Raw genomic sequence first — 18,130 nt, 5'->3', positions numbered from 1 at the left:
AAATTAGGCTTTCGCTTTCGCCACGGTGACCATTGCAGCACGGATGGTACGGCCGTTCAGAGTATAACCTTTCTGCATCACGCCCAGCACTTTACCGGCTTCAATGTCTTCAGACTCCACCATCGCAATCGCCTGGTGAACGTTAGGATCCAGCGGTACGTCGGTATCGGCAATCACTTCCACACCAAATTTACCCACCACATCCAACATGGATTTCAGCGTCAGTTCGATACCTTCAATCATCGCCGCGTTGTCCGGGTTAGCTTTATCAGCCACTTCCAGCGCACGATCCAGACTGTCAATCACCGGCAGCAGCTCGTTGATGAATTTCTCCAGCGCAAATTTATGCGCTTTTTCAACGTCCAGCTCGGTACGACGACGCAGGTTTTCCATTTCCGCTTTGATGCGCAGCACGCCATCGCGTTCGCGATTCTGTGCTTCTACCAACTGAGCTTCCAGATTGGCAATTTTTTCATCGCGCGGGTCCACCCGATCAGCAGACGCATCTGGCTCTACGGCTTCAACGTTGTCGTGCTGTTCCGTGATAATTTCTTCAGGGGCTTGCCCCTCAGGCGTTTTCTGTTCTTTACTACTCATGAATTTCTCCGCGTTTTTCTGCATTTATCTCGCTAACTTCGCTTATTATGGGGATCAGTTTCCGGGATTCAAGGGAACAAGGCAGATTGTCATCATTCATCCGGCACAAGGACCTCCAGAAAATGAATAATCATTTCAGGTGTATTGGGATCGTAGGGCATCCGCGCCATCCTACCGCATTGACAACACATGAAATGTTGTATCACTGGCTGTCTGGCAAAGGCTATGAAGTGATGGTCGAACAGCAGATTGCGCAGGAGCTGCAGCTTAAGGGTGTCAAAACCGGCACTCTGGCGGAAATTGGCCAACAGGCCGATCTCGCCGTCGTCGTCGGCGGCGATGGTAACATGCTGGGGGCAGCGCGCACTCTGGCCCGTTACGATATCAAAGTCATCGGCGTTAACCGCGGCAATCTTGGCTTTCTGACGGACCTCGACCCGGATAATGCGCAACAGCAGTTGGCCGACGTGCTGGAAGGTCACTACATCAGCGAAAAGCGTTTTTTGCTGGAAGCCCAGGTATGTCAGCAGGACTGTCAGAAACGTATCAGTACCGCCATTAACGAGGTGGTTCTCCACCCCGGTAAAGTGGCGCACATGATTGAGTTCGAAGTCTATATCGATGAAATTTTCGCCTTCTCGCAGCGCTCTGACGGGTTGATTATCTCAACGCCGACGGGCTCTACCGCCTATTCGTTGTCGGCAGGTGGCCCGATCCTCACGCCATCGCTGGATGCCATTACCCTGGTGCCGATGTTCCCGCACACGCTCTCAGCGCGCCCGCTGGTGATTAACACTAGTAGCACTATACGTCTGCGCTTCTCTCACCGCCGCAATGACCTTGAGATCAGCTGTGATAGCCAGATCGCACTGCCGATTCAGGAAGGTGAAGATGTGCTCATTCGTCGCTGTGATTATCATCTGAACCTGATTCATCCAAAAGATTACAGCTATTTCAACACATTAAGCTCAAAGCTAGGCTGGTCAAAAAAATTGTTCTGATTTTGCATCCAGTACTTTACTGTATAAAAAACCAGTCTATACTGTATGTAAACACAGTCATGGTTTTTCATACAGGAAAACAATTATGCTGGCACAACTGACCATCAGCAACTTTGCCATTGTTCGTGAGCTTGAGATCGATTTCAACAGCGGCATGACGGCGATCACCGGCGAAACCGGTGCAGGTAAATCTATTGCCATAGATGCCCTCGGCTTGTGCCTCGGCGGTCGTGCAGAGGGCGATATGGTGCGTACAGGCGCGACCCGTGCCGATCTCTGCGCCCGCTTCTCGCTGAAAGACACACCGGCGGCCCAGCGCTGGCTGGAGCATAACCAGCTGGAAGATGGGCGTGAGTGTTTACTTCGCCGCGTGATCAGCTGCGATGGCCGTTCTCGGGGTTTTATCAACGGAACAGCCGTCCCGCTCTCTCAGTTGCGCGAACTTGGCCAGTTGCTTATTCAAATCCATGGCCAGCACGCGCACCAGCAATTGATTAAACCTGAGCAGCAGAAAGCCCTGCTTGATGGCTACGCGGGTGAGTATGCACTTACTCAACTTATGGCAGAGCACTATCGTCAGTGGCACCATAGCTGTCGTGAGCTGGCTCAACACCAGCAGCAAAGCCTGGAGCGCACCGCGCGTGCCGAACTGCTCGAATACCAGCTGAAAGAGCTGAATGAGTTCAACCCGCAGGCAGGTGAGTTTGAGCAAATCGACGAAGAGTACAAACGTCTAGCCAACAGCGGTCACCTGCTCTCAACCAGCCAGAATGCGCTTACTATGCTGGCGGATGGCGAAGAGGTGAATCTGCAGAGCCAGCTGTATAACGTGCGTCAGTTGATTACTGAACTGGCTGGCCTTGATAACAAACTGTCCGGCGTGCTGAATATGCTGGAAGAGGCTGCGATCCAAATCTCCGAAGCTGGTGACGAACTGCGCCACTACTGCGAGCGCCTGGATCTTGACCCGAACCGCCTGTTTGAACTTGAGCAACGCATTTCGCGGCAGATTTCCCTGGCGCGTAAGCACCACGTCACACCGGAAGAGTTGCCCACTTACTATCAGTCCCTGCTTGATGAACAACAGCAGCTTGACGACCAGGCTGACTCGCTGGAAACCTTATCCCTGGCGGTGAATCTGCATCATCAGCAGGCGCTGGACACAGCGAAACACCTGCATGATATTCGTCAGCACTACGCTCTGGAATTAAGCCAGCACATCACTGACAGCATGCACACGCTGGCGATGCCGCATGGCGTGTTCACTATCGATGTTCGTTTCGAAGAGAACCACCTGACGGCAGAAGGCGCGGATCGTATCGAATTTCGCGTTACCACTAACCCGGGCCAGCCCTTACAGCCCATTTCCAAAGTGGCCTCCGGCGGTGAGCTTTCGCGTATAGCCCTGTCGATTCAGGTGATCACGGCCCGTAAAATGGATACACCGGCACTGATTTTTGATGAAGTGGACGTGGGTATCAGCGGCCCGACCGCAGCCGTTGTCGGTAAACTGTTACGTCAGTTGGGCGAATCCACTCAGGTCATGTGCGTCACCCACCTGCCGCAGGTAGCGGGCTGCGGCCATCATCACTTTATTGTGAGTAAAGAAACCGACGGCGAAATGACCGAAACGCACATGAAACCGCTGGATAAACGCGCCCGGTTGCAGGAGCTGGCACGCCTGCTGGGTGGCAGTGAAGTCACCCGCAATACGCTCGCAAACGCGAAAGAACTGCTGGCGGCATAAACTTTTTCGGGAACTCAGGGTCATAGAGAACAACAAAAACGCCGCCAGACCGGTTTCAAAGTGGGGCAAGGTCTATTATCATCGGCATATTACATATGAGCCGCGTTCTGCTCGGGCCCGAAAAGGAATCAAATCACTATGCGTTGTAAAATGCTGACCGCTGCCGCAGCGGTTCTTCTGATGTTGACCGCAGGCTGTTCCACTCTGGAGAAAGTGGTTTACCGTCCTGACATCAACCAGGGGAACTATCTTACTCCTAACGATGTGTCCAAAATCCGGGTGGGTATGACACAACAGCAGGTCGCTTATGCACTGGGAACGCCAATGATGTCCGATCCATTCGGTACAAATACCTGGTTCTATGTATTCCGTCAGCAGCCTGGCCACGAAGGCGTGACCCAGCAAACCCTGACCCTGACCTTCAGCAGCGCCGGTGTATTGACCAACATCGACAACAAGCCTGCTCTGACCAAATAGTCAGCTCTCAGAAATGCAAAAAGGTGCTCATTAGGCACCTTTTTTGCTTTCATCTATTTTTCGCCCATCTGAGGAGTGAGCCAGGATTCAGGGCTAATTACTTAGCCGATTTCTCCGCTCGCTGACGACGCAGCTCTTTAGGATCGGCAATAAGCGGGCGATAAATCTCGACTCTGTCACCGTCTTTAAGCTCGTCCGCCAGCTTAACCGGGCGGCTGTAAATCCCGACTTTATTTTTAGCCAGGTCAATATCAGCGCGCAGTTCAAGTAAGCCGGAAGCACGGATAGCCACTTCAACGGTCGCGCCCTCATCCAGAGCGACGCGCTGCAGATATTGCTTCTCTGGCAGCGCATACACCACTTCCACAGATATTTTAAGCGACACTGTAAACCTCTTTGGCGCGGGTGGTGAACGCCTGAACCATATTCGAGGCCAGCTCTTTAAAGATGCGGCCGAACGCCAGCTCAATCAGCTTATTGGTAAACTCGAAATCCAGATGGAACTCAATACGGCAAGCGTTAGCGCTCAGCGGGGTAAACTTCCAGCCCCCCATCAGGGACTTGAACGGTCCATCCACCAGATGCATCAAAATACTCTGATTATCGTTCAGCGTATTACGGGTGGTGAACGTCTTGCTGATCCCCGCTTTGGAGACATCCACCGCCGCCGTCATCTGCGTTGGGCCGGACTCCAGCACCCGACTACCGGTGCACCCCGGAATGAACTGCGGATAGGAGTTAACGTCGTTCACTAACTGATACATTTGTTCCACGCTGTAGGGTACAAGCGCAGTACGGCTAATCTGAGGCATAGCATTTTCCATGGTCACACAACGGACAAATAATAGCATTTATCACCTGTTAAAAAAACGCTAAGCCTTAACTCGTGCTAATATAGCGCGTTAGGCCTCACAGGACGCGATGAGGTGACTTTTTGAAATCAGATTACCGACGGTTTTACGACACCTATGACGAAGAAAAAAGCACATAAACCAGGCTCGGCGACCATTGCGCAAAACAAGCGTGCTCGCCATGAGTATTTCATCGAAGAAGAATTCGAAGCGGGTCTTGCATTGCAGGGCTGGGAAGTAAAATCGCTGCGTGCCGGAAAAGCAAACATCGGCGACAGCTATGTGATCCTTAAAGATGGCGAAGCCTTTCTGTTCGGCGCGAACTTTACGCCGCTGACCGTCGCCTCTTCACATTACGTGTGCGATCCAACGCGTACCCGTAAGCTGCTGCTTAACAAGCGCGAGCTGGAATCCCTCTACGGACGTATCAACCGCGAAGGCTTCACCGTGGTCGCGCTCTCCATGTACTGGAAAAATGCCTGGTGCAAAGTAAAAATCGGCGTTGCAAAAGGCAAAAAACAGCACGACAAACGTACTGACCTGAAAGCGCGCGAATGGCAGCTCGACAAAGCACGGATTATGAAAAACGCAGGACGTTGATTCTGCGCACTTATTGTACTATTCAATAAGTTAGCGTTTCTGGCTGGTAACCAGGAAGAGAAGTCTGGTATACTCAGTTCAACACTATGGGGCTGATTCTGGATTCGACGGGATTTGCGAAACCCAAGGTGCATGCCGAGGGGCGGTTTGCCTCGTAAAAAGCCGCAAAAAAATAGTCGCAAACGACGAAAACTACGCTTTAGCAGCTTAATAACCTGCTAAGAGCCCTCTCTCCCTAGCTTCCGCTCTTAAGACGGGGATCAAGAGAGGTCAAACCCAAAAGAGATCGCGCGGATGCCCTGCCTGGGGTTGAAGTGCTAAAACTAATCAGGCTAGTTCGTTAGTGGCGTGTCTGTCCGCAGCTGGCGTGCGAATGTAAAGACAAACTAAGCATGTAGTACCGAGGATGTAGAAATTTCGGACGCGGGTTCAACTCCCGCCAGCTCCACCACTTGCTCTTCCGGATACGTCCGGGGAAATCCTGAAAGCCCGCACGGCACAAGCCCTGTGGGCTTTTTTGTGTCTGTCGTTGTCCGAGAACATCCGGCTAAATCCGGTGATTATTGGTATACGTTTAGGTATACGGTAGGATGTATACCTAAAAGCGTATACCAATTCATGAAGGAGCGGCCATAGTGGCACGGACAACACGCCCCCTGACCAACACCGAAGTTCTGCGCGCAAAAGCGTTAGAGAAGGATCTAACGCTGCATGATGGCGATGGGCTTTTCCTGATAGTGAAAACCAGCGGGAAGAAGCTCTGGCGTTTCCGTTATCAACGTCCGACAACAAAGCAACGGACAATGATGGGGCTCGGTGCCTTCCCTGCCCTTTCGCTTGCTGATGCCCGAGGTTTAAGAGCGGATTACCTTGCCCTATTAGCCAACGGAATCGACCCGCAAATTCAAGCTGAAGTTGCAGAGGAAGAACAGCAAATCGCACTGGACAGTATTTTTTCAACGGTCGCCGCTAACTGGTTCCAGCTCAAAAGCAAAAGCGTTACCCCTGATTACGCAAAAGATATTTGGCGTTCGCTAGAGAAAGATGTATTCCCTGCCATCGGTGAGATCCCCGTCCAGCAAATCAAAGCCCGGACACTGGTTGAAGCTCTTGAGCCAATCAAAGCTCGTGGGGCGCTTGAAACTGTACGTCGACTGGTGCAGCGCATTAACGAGATAATGATTTATGCTGTAAACACTGGCCTGATCGATGCTAATCCAGCATCAGGTGTTGGGATGGCCTTTGAGAAGCCCAAAAAACAAAACATGCCGACGCTCCGGCCAGAAGAATTACCAAAGCTGATGCGTTCTTTGGTTATGTCTAATCTGTCTGTTCCGACGCGTTGTCTTATTGAGTGGCAACTTCTGACTCTTGTGCGCCCTTCTGAAGCCTCCGGTACTCGGTGGGCAGAGATCGATCTCGATGCAAAGCTCTGGACGATTCCAGCAGAACGTATGAAGGCCAAGCGTGAACACATCATACCTCTATCTCCTCAAGCATTAGATATTCTGGAAGTGATGAAACCAATCAGTGCTCACCGTGAACATGTTTTTCCCAGTAGAAATGACCCTAAGCAGCCAATGAATAGTCAGACAACTAATGCCGCTTTAAAACGGATTGGATTCGGAGGTAAGCTTGTGGCACATGGGTTACGTTCAATTGCAAGTACGGCTATGAATGAAGAAGGTTTTAGCCCTGACGTAATTGAAGCAGCTTTAGCGCATAGCGATAAAAATGAGGTAAGACGCGCATATAATCGTTCAACCTATTTAGGACAACGAAAAGATTTGATGTCTTGGTGGGGAACTTATTGTCACTCCGCTTTTGCCAAAAGCCTTTCTTAAATCATACTTCCAAATTGATTTTCATTAATATTAATGAATAAGAAAGTTGATAGTTCTTCTATTCCCTATCAACTTCCCTGATTCATTATAGCAACCAGAAATAGAACCGACGCATTACAAAAGAATAATCAAAACTTATGATAATGGATTTTCGATATCAACATCTGCTCCCTGCAAAACTTTTTCTGCGACATGCAATGGAATAAAAGACTGAATATAAAAAATGAATAATCTAAAATGTAAGAATGCTAAAAGAGATAGAACCACAATAAAACCTAGTAATTCCAGTACCCCATTTTTCATTACGCCTATAACAATAGATAAAACAATTGCAGTTAAATATTCTATATTAATGGTTAAACATCTTAACCTTATTTTCTTTTTATCAAGATCAGATGTAATATCCTTAGAAAGATAGTAGTTAACTAACTCATTGTTTGTTTTTATCTTTTCATATCTAGCCTTCAAGTCTTGAGTAAGCTTCGCTATATCATATCTTTTTATTAGTTTATTAAAAATAATTCCACTAGTCTTTTCAAAAACTACAGTATTTATTGCTGTCAGGGCAACACAAAAAATTAGCTGTAAAAGCGTAACTTTACTTATAAGCCCATCTTTAAAATCAAATAAATCGCCTACTTTGACGCTTCTCAACTCAGTTAACAAAGAATGTTCGGTAACATTGTATGCATATGTAGATATAATAAACACAAACAGTATGACGAATCTATGCAAGGGGTACTTAGACACAATTTCATCAATATATTTCTGCTGAACTGTTTTCGCTAACTCTTCCATCATAACAACCTAATAAAGTAAATATCACCAGACATTGGATCAAATGCGCCATATTCAATATAAGGACACCCTATAAACTCCATTTCTGTCTGATATTCAAAAAAAGGAACTGCCCCTTGGAAATCAGCAGGGTTTGTGAAATATAAATTAGCTATTGATTTATTTTCAACGTTAATTATTTTAGCGCTATTATTATACCTATCCATTTTGGAAATAATCACTTTAAATGCTACTGGGTCTCCGAGATTTTTCTGTGCTACAACCTTGTGAAAAGCAGTAGCCTTTGCCTTATCAAACTCATACTTCGCGGTTTTAGTCCCTTCAAAATAAAGCTCAAGAGTGCTATCACCAGCATGAGATGCTCTAATTAATGATAATATTTGGTCGACTTCGCGAACTATTGCCCGGTCACCATACTTTCTTACTTGTTGTTTGTCAGGAGCAGCTAGTAATTGCTGATAATTAATTTCCTTAAGTACTCCGCTAGCTAGTTGCGCCTTTCTTGTTTCAACGGACTTCTCTACCGCTTCTGCATTATTTTTAGCATTGTTTTTAGCATCATCAACGGCTCCATCTATAGCAGTCATTACACGATCAATTACTTTTTGCGTTACTTTATTCTGAGTCAGAAAATCAATTACATACCCGCCTTCCTTAGGCTCTTGAACAAGTAATTCAACATCATCGTAATAAGATTGCTGCATTCGAGCATATTTGCGTAATTGCCCTTCGTGCATTTCGAGATAAGCGCGATCCAAAGAGTTTTGTAGATGGGTAAACGATTTAGCCAAAGTACGTAGAGAAACTTGATGATTTGTTGCTATGTCACCATCGAAATGCAGCTGGACCTTTGCCATAAAAAAACTCCGTATATAAGATTCACCCCAATAATCATAACATTCCAGACAAAAATCAATATATTAATGTTAGCAAATTAAAGAAAGTGTGGAATCTCTCAAATATTAAATTAATTAGAATTAAAACTATTACCAAAAGAAATTAAATTCACATGAATTCTTGTTATTTCGAATAGCGCGCAATGCTCTCCCCGCCCCGCCTGCCCGCTTAAGGGGGCGCTTTTAATGCAGGTGCATGAATGGCCTCAGGGCGCGCCAGTGCTGGCGCTGGCGGGGGTTCCAGTATCGGTAAAACGCATGCAAAACCATGCACCTTATGCATGCATGGCTTTTTTATTGGAAAAAGGCGGGATTTTCGGGAATTTTTGTAAGGACTACTGCGCGGCCAGCTCTGCGCGTCGGCGGGTGTAATTCAGGTTCTGTGCGGGTGTGAATTTTTCACGATTATCATCGCGCGAAGCCGCGTCAGGCCTGAATCCGATGGCCGTTAAAATGTCATTATCCTGCGCCGAATAATTAATTTTTTCACCGGCGGCCAGCCAGACCTGCAGCGCCTCACGCAGATAGTCGAGTGAGTGCTGCATGGCGCAGCGCTGAATGGCGGAATGCTGCCCGGAATAATTCATCAGCTCCGGGGCAAGGGCGGCGGCCAGCTCCGCGCCATGTGCCTGCATAAAATCATTCAGACGGTTACGGATGCTGATTCGCTGCACCTCCTCATGCGAGCGAATATAACGCCCGGCAGCCTGATTTATTTCCCACTTTTTCACGTCGATAATTTCGCGCAGGGTTTGCAGGCTCCGGCCGCTGTGGCCGTTACCGGCAAGCTGTTCGCGGTATGCCTGTTCGGCCTGCTTCAGTTCATCCCGGCATTGCAGCCATGCGGATTTATTTGCCTGACAGGCCTCAAAGGCTTTCTGTAGCGTCAGTGTGGTCACGTATATCTCTCCTGATGTCTGGCCGTGCTCACGCACCGGCACGGTTAACGGTGGCCGCCGGTGCGGGTACAGGGATAACCGGCTCAGTAACCGGTGAACGGATAATCCCGTCAACGGATTCAAGCGTACGGAAGGTTGCCGAGCACTCGACGTTCACGCACTGGTGATAGCGCTGTTTGACGTTCTCAGACAGATAGCGACTGGTGCGGGCGTGCGCACTGGTTTTGCAGAACGGGCAGTGAAACATGCTTATACCTCCGCTTTTGTCTCGCCATTATCAGCCAGTTTTCTGGCGAGCATCATTCTCTTCGCCGGGCTGCGTAACAGCTCCATATCCACACCGTTAATCTGCGGCCGGTGCATGCCCGTCACGGACAATACCGGCTCCTGCTTCATATCGAAGTGATACAGGCTGCCCTGACAGCTCAGCGCATCGCGCAGCTCGCCGATGGCCACGGACTGCGGTGCGCTGTCACCCTGCATTTCGAGGGCACGAACACGCAGCAGGAAAGCGCGGATGAGCGCGACGGAGAGCGTGTTGACCGCCTGAGCCCATTCCGCACCGGCATAAGCGGTAAAGGCATCATCATGCGCTGACAGGTATTTACTGGCGGTGGAGCAGGCACTCAGCATGGCGCGTGTCCGGTCGGTTTCCAGCTCCGCAATCAGGCCGGTGAACTCGTCGGCCAGCTCGCGACTGGCGATACGCCTGCTGTGCTCAGCTTTCATTTCAGGGGTGAGACTGCCGCGCAGGTTGCGGAAGCGACTGCGCCAGTCCTGCTCCGCCTCTGCACTCTCACTGAGGGCGGTCTGCCGCTCCTGCTTACAGCGTTCAATGGACGTATCAATCTCTTTCAGTTCCTGCATGCTGGCCGCGTGCGTGTCTCTGGCCGCAGTGAATGCACTCAGCTTGTCTGTGATGCGCTGGCTGCTCTCTGCTGACTGTTGAGCGGCTGCATTCTGCAGGGTGGTAATGACTGTTTCGGGTTTCATGTTCAGGCTCTCCGTGTGTTCAACCTGAAATGATTCTGCCCTTCATCACACAACATCTCGATTCATTGCAGTTGTGGCAGTTCTGGCACAAACAGCACCCAAAACCCGGCTTGCCAGAGAAAGGTCTCAGCAAAACCTTACTCATAGTTTGTTTTTTTACTTATAACTGTTCACCACTGTTCACCATAAATAAAAATATAAATAATACAGTAAGTTAAAGGGTGAACAGTTGCCGGTCTGACTGTTCACCGTCTGTTCACCACTGTTCACCTTCATGTTTTGCTCTGTCTATACCACTTAGACTTTATTTCGATTAAAAAAGAAAAACGTATAACTAAAAGCAATAGAAGTTGCTGCATTGTAATGCAGTGATTTGCATATGTTTGCCAGCGTTTTCCTTTGTTTGCCATAGCGAAAAGTCAATGTTTGTTTCCCCGAAAATCTCACATGACCTGAGGAAAAATATAGACATAATAAGGAGCTACCCGAAGCCGGACGGACATGACCGGCACTGTATGGACTTTGTGAGGTAGCCCGATGCACACCGCTTTTTCTTCCCCGTCTTCTGCCCCTGCCGCGCCGCTGATGCCGATTTCTGATGCCGTTCACGAACGCTTTATCCGCCTGCCTGAAGTGATGCACCTGTGCGGTCTGTCCCGGTCGACCATTTACGACCTCATCAGCCGGGAGGCTTTCCCGAAACAAATCTCCCTCGGCGGTAAAAACGTGGCGTGGGCGCAGTCTGAAATCACTGCATGGATGGCGGATCGCATTGCCGAACGTAACCGGGGCTATGACGCATGATGATGACCGTTCAGCAAACAACCCCTTTTTCTGGCTTGCTTCCTGTCGCCGTTTCTAGGTATAGTTTTCACGCTGTCGCAAAATCGGCAGCCGGGATTTGCAGCCCGTGTAACTCAATGGCGACACCAGACGCGCCATGCGTCTTTTTTTTCGTCGTAGCTCAGACACACCCATTTTTCGGGCTGTGGTGTTTACACCGTGGCTCCTGTCAGATAATGGTGGTTCGGGCGGGGCAGCCTTCGGGCTGGCCGGTATCCATTGAGGCCGGTACTGCAAACCCTGTCCGGGCCACCACCCATGAGATTTGCAGCTCCGGTGGTGGCGATAACCGCTACTCAATGGAGGTTGCCCTTATGGCTACGACCCTCACCCCGTCACACCCGCAATTCGTCTTTGTGTTTGCCGCCGTTCGTCGTGCAGACCGTAAACCCCGCATTTGTATGCTTCGCACCGTTGCCGGTGATGAACACGCCGCACGCCTTTCCCTCGTTCGCGATTACATTCTGTCGTTCGCTGGCCGCCTGCCGGTTATGGAGGTGCGACCATGAAACAGACCCTTATCACCCCTCATGATATCGAGTGCCTTGAGCATATGCGTAATCTCGGCCAGCTCGTTGACGAGCTGATGAAGGTGCAGGACTCAACCTCCGTTTGTCGCGACCCGGCGCAACAGTTGCAGCTCACCTCCGTGATTTACCTCATGACCGCCCAGCTCGACGGCGTGGTCGAGCGCTGCAAAAAGCGCTGGCTGACCGGGGAGGATAACGTATGAAAAAGCCTCTTTCACCCGTATTACGCGCCGCGCTCTATCGCCGCGCCGTGGCCTGTGCATGGCTGACAGTATGCGAGCGTCAGCACCGCTACGAACACCTCACCCTTGATGCGCTGGAAAGCGCCATCGCCGACGAGCTGGAGGGCTTCTATCTGCGCCAGCACGGTGAGGAAAAAGGCCGCCAGATTGCCTGTGCGCTGCTGGAAGATTTAATGGAAGCCGGACCGCTCATGGCCGCGCCGTCGCTGTCCTTTCTCGGGCTGGCCGTGATGGATGAACTCTGCGCCCGTCACATGCAATCGCCTGTTATGCACTGAGGGAGAAAATAACCATGAAAATGAACGTAACGGAAACCTTAAAACAGGCGTGCGGCCACTGGCCGCGCATTCTCCCGGCGCTGGGTGTGAAGGTCATTAAAAACCGCCATCAGGCCTGCCCGGTGTGCGGCGGCTCTGACCGCTTCCGCTTTGACGATAAAGAGGGGCGCGGCACATGGTTCTGTAACCAGTGCGGTGCGGGTGACGGTCTTAAGCTGATAGAGAAAGTATTTGGCGTGTCGGCCTCCGAGGCAGCCGGAAAGGTGGATGCCGTGACCGGCAACCTGCCACCGGTTTCCCCCGAAATGATTGTGACCGCAGAGGCTGAAACCGAAGCAGACCGTAAAGCGGCGGCCGCGCTGGCCGTCAGACTGATGGAGAAAACCCGCACGGCCAGCGGCAACGCTTATCTGACCCGCAAGGGATTCCCCGGTCATGAATGTGTCATGCTGACGGCCACACATAAAACCGGCGGCGTGATGTTCCGCGCCGGTGATGTGGTTGTCCCGCTGTATGACGATACCGGCGTGCTGGTTAACCTTCAGCTTATCAATTCTGACGGTCTCAAACGCACCCTGAAAGGCGGTCTGGTTAAAGGGGCATGTCATATCATCGAAGGGAAAAAACAGGCCGGAAAACGCCTGTGGATTGCGGAGGGCTATGCAACCGCGCTCACCGTGCATCACCTGACCGGCGAAACCGTCATGGTGGCACTGTCGTCCGTGAACCTCCTTTCTCTGGCGAGCCTTGCCCGTCAGAAACACCCGGCCTGTCAGATTGTGCTCGCTGCTGACCGTGACCTTAACGGCGACGGCCAGAACAAAGCCGCAGTGGCCGCAGAAACCTGTGAGGGTGTTGTTGCCCTGCCGCCGGTGTTTGGTGACTGGAATGATGCGTTTATGCAGAATGGCGGGGAGGCCACGCGAAAAGCGATTTATGATGCCATCCGGCCACCGGTACAAAGTCCGTTCGACACCATGAGCGAGGCGGAATTTACCGCCATGAGCGCCAGCGACAAGGCTCTGCGAGTGCATGAGCATTACGGCGAAGCGCTGGCGGTGGATGCGAACGGCCAGCTCCTGTCCCGTTATGAAGCAGGGATATGGAAAGTCGTTCAGCCGTCCAGCTTCGAACGCGACGTAGCCGGGCTTTTCCAGCGCCTGCGCGCCCCGTTCTCGTCGGGGAGAATCACCTCAGTGGTGGAGACGCTGAAGCTGATTATTCCTCAGCAGGCCGCACCGGCACGCCGTCTGATTGGTTTTCGCAACGGGGTACTCGATACCCAAAGCGGCCTGTTCAGCCCGCACAGCAAATCGCACTGGCTGCGCACGCTGTGCGACGTGGATTTTACCCCGCCGGTGGAAGGTGAAACGCTGGAAACCCATGCCCCGAATTTCTGGCGCTGGCTCGACCGTGCTGCCGGTAGCAGACCAGAAAAACGCGATGTAATTCTGGCCGCGCTGTTTATGGTGCTGGCGAACCGCTACGACTGGCAGCTCTTTCTCGAAGTCACCGGTCCCGGCGGGAGCGGGAAAAGTATTCTGGCCGAAATTGCGACCCTGCTTGCCGGAGAGGATAACGCCACGTCGGCCGATATCGACACGCTGGAAGACCCGCGCAAGCGTGCCTCCCTGATTGGCTTCTCGCTGATACGTCTGCCTGACCAGGAAAAATGGAGCGGTGACGGTGCAGGGCTGAAGGCCATCACCGGCGGCGATGCGGTCTCGGTTGACCCGAAATACCAGAATCCGTACTCAACACATATTCCTGCGGTGATTCTGGCCGTGAATAACAACCCGATGCGCTTCACCGACCGCAGCGGCGGTGTGTCACGCCGCCGGGTGATTATTCACTTTCCCGAGCAGATTGCCCCGGAGGAACGCGACCCGCAGCTCAGGGATAAAATTGCGCGCGAGCTGGCAGTTATTGTGCGCCAGCTTATGCAGCGGTTCAGCGACCCGATGACGGCGCGAGCACTGCTCCAGTCGCAGCAGAACTCCGATGAAGCGCTCAGCATCAAGCGCGATGCTGACCCGACGTTTGATTTTTGCGGCTATCTGGAAATGCTGCCGCAGGCCAACGGGATGTTTATGGGTAATGCCAGCATCGTCCCGCGTAATTACCGTAAATATCTTTATCACGCGTATCTGGCCTATATGGAGGCCAACGGATACAGGAACGTGCTCAGCCTGAAAATGTTCGGGCTGGGGCTGCCCATGATGCTGAAAGAGTACGGCCTGAATTATGAGAAGCGGCACACAAAGCAGGGGATACAGACCAACCTGTCGCTGAAAGAAGAAAGCTACGGCGACTGGCTGCCGAAGTGCGACGAACCCGCAGCGACATAACCTAACTCAGACCGGCTATAGCCGGTCTGTTACGTTAACTACCAACATAACGATTTACGAGATGTGTATAATGGTCGAATATTTCATCTGTTTTTCGAGAGGTAGGAAATGGATTACTTTCAGACCAGTGGGTTATTAATAAATATATTAACAATGTTAGTTGCCGTTGGCTCATCATGTATCAGTTATCTTGTTTACAAAGAGAGCACCTACCCAGACGTCATTGTTTACCTTGAACAAAACAATGAAGTCAAAACTGTTTTAAATATTGTAATTAAGAATATAGGTAAAAGTGCTGCAAAAGATGTAACCTTCAGTTTTAATGAAAATACCTTTAAGAATTCACTGCCTAATGGTGAGTATACTGCGTTAACGAAAGGTGCATTGGTTTCAGGCATACCATTCCTTGCACCTGGTTCATGCAGGATATTGAGGCTTGGAAATTTCGCTGATTCGAAGAAGATTTTAGGTGACCACAAAATTAGAGTAACTACAACTTTCCGTAAAGCTAATAGCAAGAACCCTTTCGCACAAAATATTACTAATGAAAGTTATATTGAATTGTTATCGTTGGCCAGGGTGGATGCCTCAGATAACAGTAATGAGAAAAAGATTGCTGAAAATCTAGCCAGAATTGAGAAAGCTTTGCTTAATATCAAAACACAACACTAATTCATCTGCGCCAGGATAGCCTTTCTTACCTGCAATTTATATTTTCTGCCATGAAGGGTGAACAATCTACTGTTCACCCTTCACCGTATGTTCACCCTTTATCTCTATGAAATTATTGATAAAATACAAAAGGTGAACAGTGTGAACAGTCAAACCCAAAAAAACTTTTTATCCCCCCCGCGCATCGCCTAAACGAGCGCATCCAGAACCAGTACAAATCACAAAGGTGAAGAGTCGACTGTTCACTCTTCACCAACCATTCACCACTTATCATTATGATATTAAAAAGAAAAAAACCGAGGTGAACAGTGTGAACAGTTAAATGCAAAATAAACTCTTTTTTGATGTGTTCCATTCAAAAAACAGGTTTGCTTAACCACAGGAAACAATGCAACAAATCGCCATTGGTATACGCTTAGGTATACCAATGAAAGTTGAATTGATAAATAACCAATAAAAACATAAAGTTAATTAGTTTATTCAGACTCCGCCAGCCCACCACTTTTTAGTTGTTTTAAGTACAATGAAGTCTACTAAGCCCGCACAGCACAAGCTCTGCGGGCTTTTTTACGTCTATTGTCGTCCAGTGAGAATTGCTGAGAACTATCACTTATGGCACCCTGAATGGGACCCACTAAGAAGGGTCCAAAAACCGAGGGTCCCAAAATGGCAAAAATCGCTAAGAAGCTCACTGACACTGAAATCAAAAGCACCAAGCCAGCCGACAAAGAAATCAACTTGTTTGACGGTGATGGCTTGATCTTACGAATCGCTCCTTTGTCGAAAGGAGGCAAGAAAAATTGGTATTTCAGGTATGCAGTGCCAGTGAGTAAGAAAAGAACTAAAATGAGCCTTGGGACCTACCCTCACCTTACACTGGCAAGAGCAAGGGCCTTGCGAGATGAGTACCTCTCCTTGCTTGCCAATGGCATTGATCCTCAAGTCCATAACAACGATAAGGCTAATGCCTTAAAGAATGCTACTGAACACACTCTCCAAACCGTGGCAAGGAAATGGTTGGATGAGAAGGTAAAGACCTCAGGTATCTCACAAGACCATGCAGAAGACATCTGGCGAAGCCTGGAGAGAAATATCTTTCCCGGATTGGGTAATGTTCCTGTCAATGAGATCCGACCTAAGCTCTTAAAACAACACCTTGATCCTATTGAGCAACGAGGCGTATTGGAAACTCTACGCCGCATCATTTCACGTCTGAATGAAATCTTCCGGTGGGCAGCCACTGAAGAACTTATTGAGTTCAACCCGGCTGACAACCTTGGTCAAAGATTCAGTAAACCAACAAAGCAAAATATGCCTGCCCTTCCCCCAAGCGAATTGCCAAGGTTTATGGAATCTTTGACGAATGCGTCAATCCAGTTGGAAACACGTATGCTAATTGAATGGCAATTGTTGACATGGGTTCGTCCGGGTGAAGCCGTCCGCGCAAGGTGGTCTGATATTGATACAACCAACAGCATTTGGAACATTCCTGCTGATTTTATGAAAATGAAAAAGCCTCACAAAGTTCCTTTGAGTAAAGAAGCTTTGCACATCCTTGAATTAATGAAATCAATAAGTGGGCATAGAGAATGGGTTTTCCCCAGCATTAAAGCGCCTCTTAATCATATGCATGAACAAACAGCCAACGCAGCTATTATCCGAATGGGGTTTGGAGGGGAGCTTGTAGCTCACGGTATGCGTTCGATTGCAAGAACAGCGGCAGAGGAGTCTGGTAAGTTCAGAGCTGAAGTTCTTGAGGCAGCACTTGCCCACTCTAAAAAAGATGAAATTATCGCAGCATACAATCGTGCAGAATATCTGATAGAGCGACAGAGTTTGATGCAATGGTGGGGTGATTACGTTCAAGCTCAAAGATTAAATGCTCTGGTAGCCTAGGTATCAGAATAGCTAATATAATCCTAAAGGTAAAGAAAATGGAAACCTTATTCAAAATTTTTGAAAAATTTAGTTCCAGACCACTTTATATTTGGGATTATCGTTATTTAAGATTTTTCAAGATAAATACGCATTACACAACCCCACAACTGAAATATTGCAACTTTACTGGAAGCAATGACTATAGGAGAATTTATAACTTGGGGATTTGAATAGCTGATTTTTTAATTTCAACATAAATCTCAAATCACATGATTAAGGCGATATCGCTCCTACAATAGGAACTACCGCTTTAGTAGTATACTTGGTTTATGTTTAACATTTTCAGGAGAAGAATCCCGAAGCTTGAAATTTAAAATTATTAATAAGCCTTGGTTTTTATATGCAGCGCAACTTTATTATTATTTCCCTTGAGAGCATGAAACTTAAGAGGTTATAACAAAAATAAAAACCCATCAATATTGGTTAGCAGTTAACTTCTGAAAATACGCTAATAGAAAGTTATTTCAACCTGTTAGATTAATGGTATTGAATTATTTTAAAAAGCAAAACCAATCTAATCTAGATTGCTTACCCAGTAGAAAAAACATTATTTTTATTAATTAGGCAATGCAAACA

At 49.0% G+C, this 18,130-nt stretch carries 20 protein-coding genes and 1 other RNA gene; 13 read left to right on the top strand and 8 right to left on the bottom strand.

All coding sequences use genetic code 11. The features are described 5' to 3' along the window. Positions 1–3: 3 nt before the first annotated feature. The gene (grpE, locus tag NL510_RS06325) at positions 4–597 is read right to left on the bottom strand and encodes a nucleotide exchange factor GrpE (RefSeq protein ID WP_253382540.1); all 594 of its coding nucleotides are present in this window, start codon (positions 595–597) and stop codon (positions 4–6) included. Positions 598–719: 122 nt separating this feature from the next. Here grpE and nadK point away from each other — a divergent pair, with 122 nt between their 5' ends. From nadK to bamE, 3 genes are all read left to right on the top strand, one after another. Further along, positions 720–1,598, top strand: coding sequence for an NAD(+) kinase (gene nadK, locus NL510_RS06320; protein ID WP_253382538.1), 879 nt, complete (start codon positions 720–722; stop codon positions 1,596–1,598). An 85-nt stretch (positions 1,599–1,683) separates the two neighbouring features. Next, positions 1,684–3,345 carry a DNA repair protein RecN gene (recN, locus tag NL510_RS06315; RefSeq protein ID WP_253382536.1) on the top strand — a complete coding sequence of 554 codons (1,662 nt, stop codon included), beginning with the start codon at positions 1,684–1,686 and terminating at the stop codon, positions 3,343–3,345. 138 nt (positions 3,346–3,483) lie between these two features. Then, positions 3,484–3,822 carry an outer membrane protein assembly factor BamE gene (bamE, locus tag NL510_RS06310; protein WP_253382534.1) on the top strand — a complete coding sequence of 113 codons (339 nt, stop codon included), beginning with the start codon at positions 3,484–3,486 and terminating at the stop codon, positions 3,820–3,822. A 97-nt stretch (positions 3,823–3,919) separates the two neighbouring features. Here the strand turns inward: bamE and NL510_RS06305 are convergent, their stop codons facing one another. Both NL510_RS06305 and NL510_RS06300 read right to left on the bottom strand, forming a co-directional pair. Continuing rightward, a complete protein-coding gene (locus NL510_RS06305) occupies positions 3,920–4,207 on the bottom strand; it encodes an RnfH family protein (protein WP_253382532.1) in 288 nt (95 codons plus the stop codon). Continuing rightward, positions 4,197–4,634 carry a type II toxin-antitoxin system RatA family toxin gene (locus NL510_RS06300; protein ID WP_253382530.1) on the bottom strand — a complete coding sequence of 146 codons (438 nt, stop codon included), beginning with the start codon at positions 4,632–4,634 and terminating at the stop codon, positions 4,197–4,199. Before NL510_RS06300 ends, NL510_RS06305 begins: the two co-directional genes overlap by 11 nt. A 156-nt stretch (positions 4,635–4,790) precedes the next feature. Between NL510_RS06300 and smpB the strand changes: the two genes are divergently transcribed. From smpB to NL510_RS06285, 3 genes are all read left to right on the top strand, one after another. Beyond that, the gene (gene smpB / locus NL510_RS06295; RefSeq protein WP_100165714.1) at positions 4,791–5,273 is read left to right on the top strand and encodes an SsrA-binding protein SmpB; all 483 of its coding nucleotides are present in this window, start codon (positions 4,791–4,793) and stop codon (positions 5,271–5,273) included. An 88-nt stretch (positions 5,274–5,361) separates the two neighbouring features. Continuing rightward, positions 5,362–5,724: a transfer-messenger RNA gene (ssrA, locus tag NL510_RS06290) on the top strand. Between the two features lie 184 nt (positions 5,725–5,908). Beyond that, positions 5,909–7,117: an integrase domain-containing protein gene (locus NL510_RS06285; RefSeq protein ID WP_125366334.1), complete on the top strand. Its 1,209-nt coding sequence runs from the start codon at positions 5,909–5,911 to the stop codon at positions 7,115–7,117. Between the two features lie 135 nt (positions 7,118–7,252). Here the strand turns inward: NL510_RS06285 and NL510_RS06280 are convergent, their stop codons facing one another. The 5 genes from NL510_RS06280 to sid form a co-directional block, all read right to left on the bottom strand. Beyond that, positions 7,253–7,918 carry a hypothetical protein gene (locus tag NL510_RS06280; protein ID WP_125366332.1) on the bottom strand — a complete coding sequence of 222 codons (666 nt, stop codon included), beginning with the start codon at positions 7,916–7,918 and terminating at the stop codon, positions 7,253–7,255. Beyond that, on the bottom strand, positions 7,915–8,772 hold the full coding sequence (locus NL510_RS06275) for a hypothetical protein (protein ID WP_125366330.1): 858 nt from the start codon (positions 8,770–8,772) through the stop codon (positions 7,915–7,917). The genes NL510_RS06280 and NL510_RS06275 overlap by 4 nt, the downstream gene beginning before the upstream one ends. Before the next feature lie 374 nt (positions 8,773–9,146). Beyond that, entirely contained in the window at positions 9,147–9,710 is a 564-nt protein-coding gene (locus NL510_RS06270) for a phage polarity suppression protein (protein ID WP_253382528.1), read from the bottom strand. A 28-nt stretch (positions 9,711–9,738) separates the two neighbouring features. Next, a complete protein-coding gene (locus NL510_RS06265; RefSeq protein WP_014830132.1) occupies positions 9,739–9,957 on the bottom strand; it encodes an ogr/Delta-like zinc finger family protein in 219 nt (72 codons plus the stop codon). A 2-nt stretch (positions 9,958–9,959) separates the two neighbouring features. After that, on the bottom strand, positions 9,960–10,703 hold the full coding sequence (gene sid / locus NL510_RS06260) for a capsid size-determining scaffold Sid (RefSeq protein ID WP_253382526.1): 744 nt from the start codon (positions 10,701–10,703) through the stop codon (positions 9,960–9,962). A 537-nt stretch (positions 10,704–11,240) separates the two neighbouring features. On the opposite strand from sid, the gene NL510_RS06255 reads away from it, so the two are divergent. The 7 genes from NL510_RS06255 (at position 11,241) to NL510_RS06225 (ending at position 17,512) form a co-directional block, all read left to right on the top strand. Continuing rightward, positions 11,241–11,507, top strand: coding sequence for a helix-turn-helix transcriptional regulator (locus NL510_RS06255; RefSeq protein WP_137561653.1), 267 nt, complete (start codon positions 11,241–11,243; stop codon positions 11,505–11,507). Then, positions 11,504–12,055 carry a host cell division inhibitor Icd-like protein gene (locus NL510_RS06250; RefSeq protein ID WP_253382524.1) on the top strand — a complete coding sequence of 184 codons (552 nt, stop codon included), beginning with the start codon at positions 11,504–11,506 and terminating at the stop codon, positions 12,053–12,055. The genes NL510_RS06255 and NL510_RS06250 overlap by 4 nt, the downstream gene beginning before the upstream one ends. Then, positions 12,052–12,279: a hypothetical protein gene (locus NL510_RS06245; protein WP_032983269.1), complete on the top strand. Its 228-nt coding sequence runs from the start codon at positions 12,052–12,054 to the stop codon at positions 12,277–12,279. The genes NL510_RS06250 and NL510_RS06245 overlap by 4 nt, the downstream gene beginning before the upstream one ends. Then, positions 12,276–12,596: a DUF5375 domain-containing protein gene (locus NL510_RS06240; RefSeq protein WP_253382522.1), complete on the top strand. Its 321-nt coding sequence runs from the start codon at positions 12,276–12,278 to the stop codon at positions 12,594–12,596. Before NL510_RS06245 ends, NL510_RS06240 begins: the two co-directional genes overlap by 4 nt. Positions 12,597–12,610: 14 nt before the next feature. Then, positions 12,611–14,944, top strand: coding sequence for a primase-helicase zinc-binding domain-containing protein (locus NL510_RS06235; RefSeq protein ID WP_253382521.1), 2,334 nt, complete (start codon positions 12,611–12,613; stop codon positions 14,942–14,944). A gap of 108 nt (positions 14,945–15,052) precedes the next feature. After that, positions 15,053–15,616 carry a DUF8453 domain-containing protein gene (locus NL510_RS06230; RefSeq protein ID WP_253382519.1) on the top strand — a complete coding sequence of 188 codons (564 nt, stop codon included), beginning with the start codon at positions 15,053–15,055 and terminating at the stop codon, positions 15,614–15,616. 666 nt (positions 15,617–16,282) lie between these two features. Further along, on the top strand, positions 16,283–17,512 hold the full coding sequence (locus tag NL510_RS06225) for an integrase domain-containing protein (RefSeq protein ID WP_253382516.1): 1,230 nt from the start codon (positions 16,283–16,285) through the stop codon (positions 17,510–17,512). Positions 17,513–18,130: the final 618 nt, after the last annotated feature.

It is taken from the genome of unidentified bacterial endosymbiont, assembly GCF_918797525.1.
GTDB lineage: Bacteria > Pseudomonadota > Gammaproteobacteria > Enterobacterales > Enterobacteriaceae > Enterobacter.
Note: the sequence above shows the minus strand (reverse complement) of the source record. Positions and strands in the feature narration are given on the sequence as shown.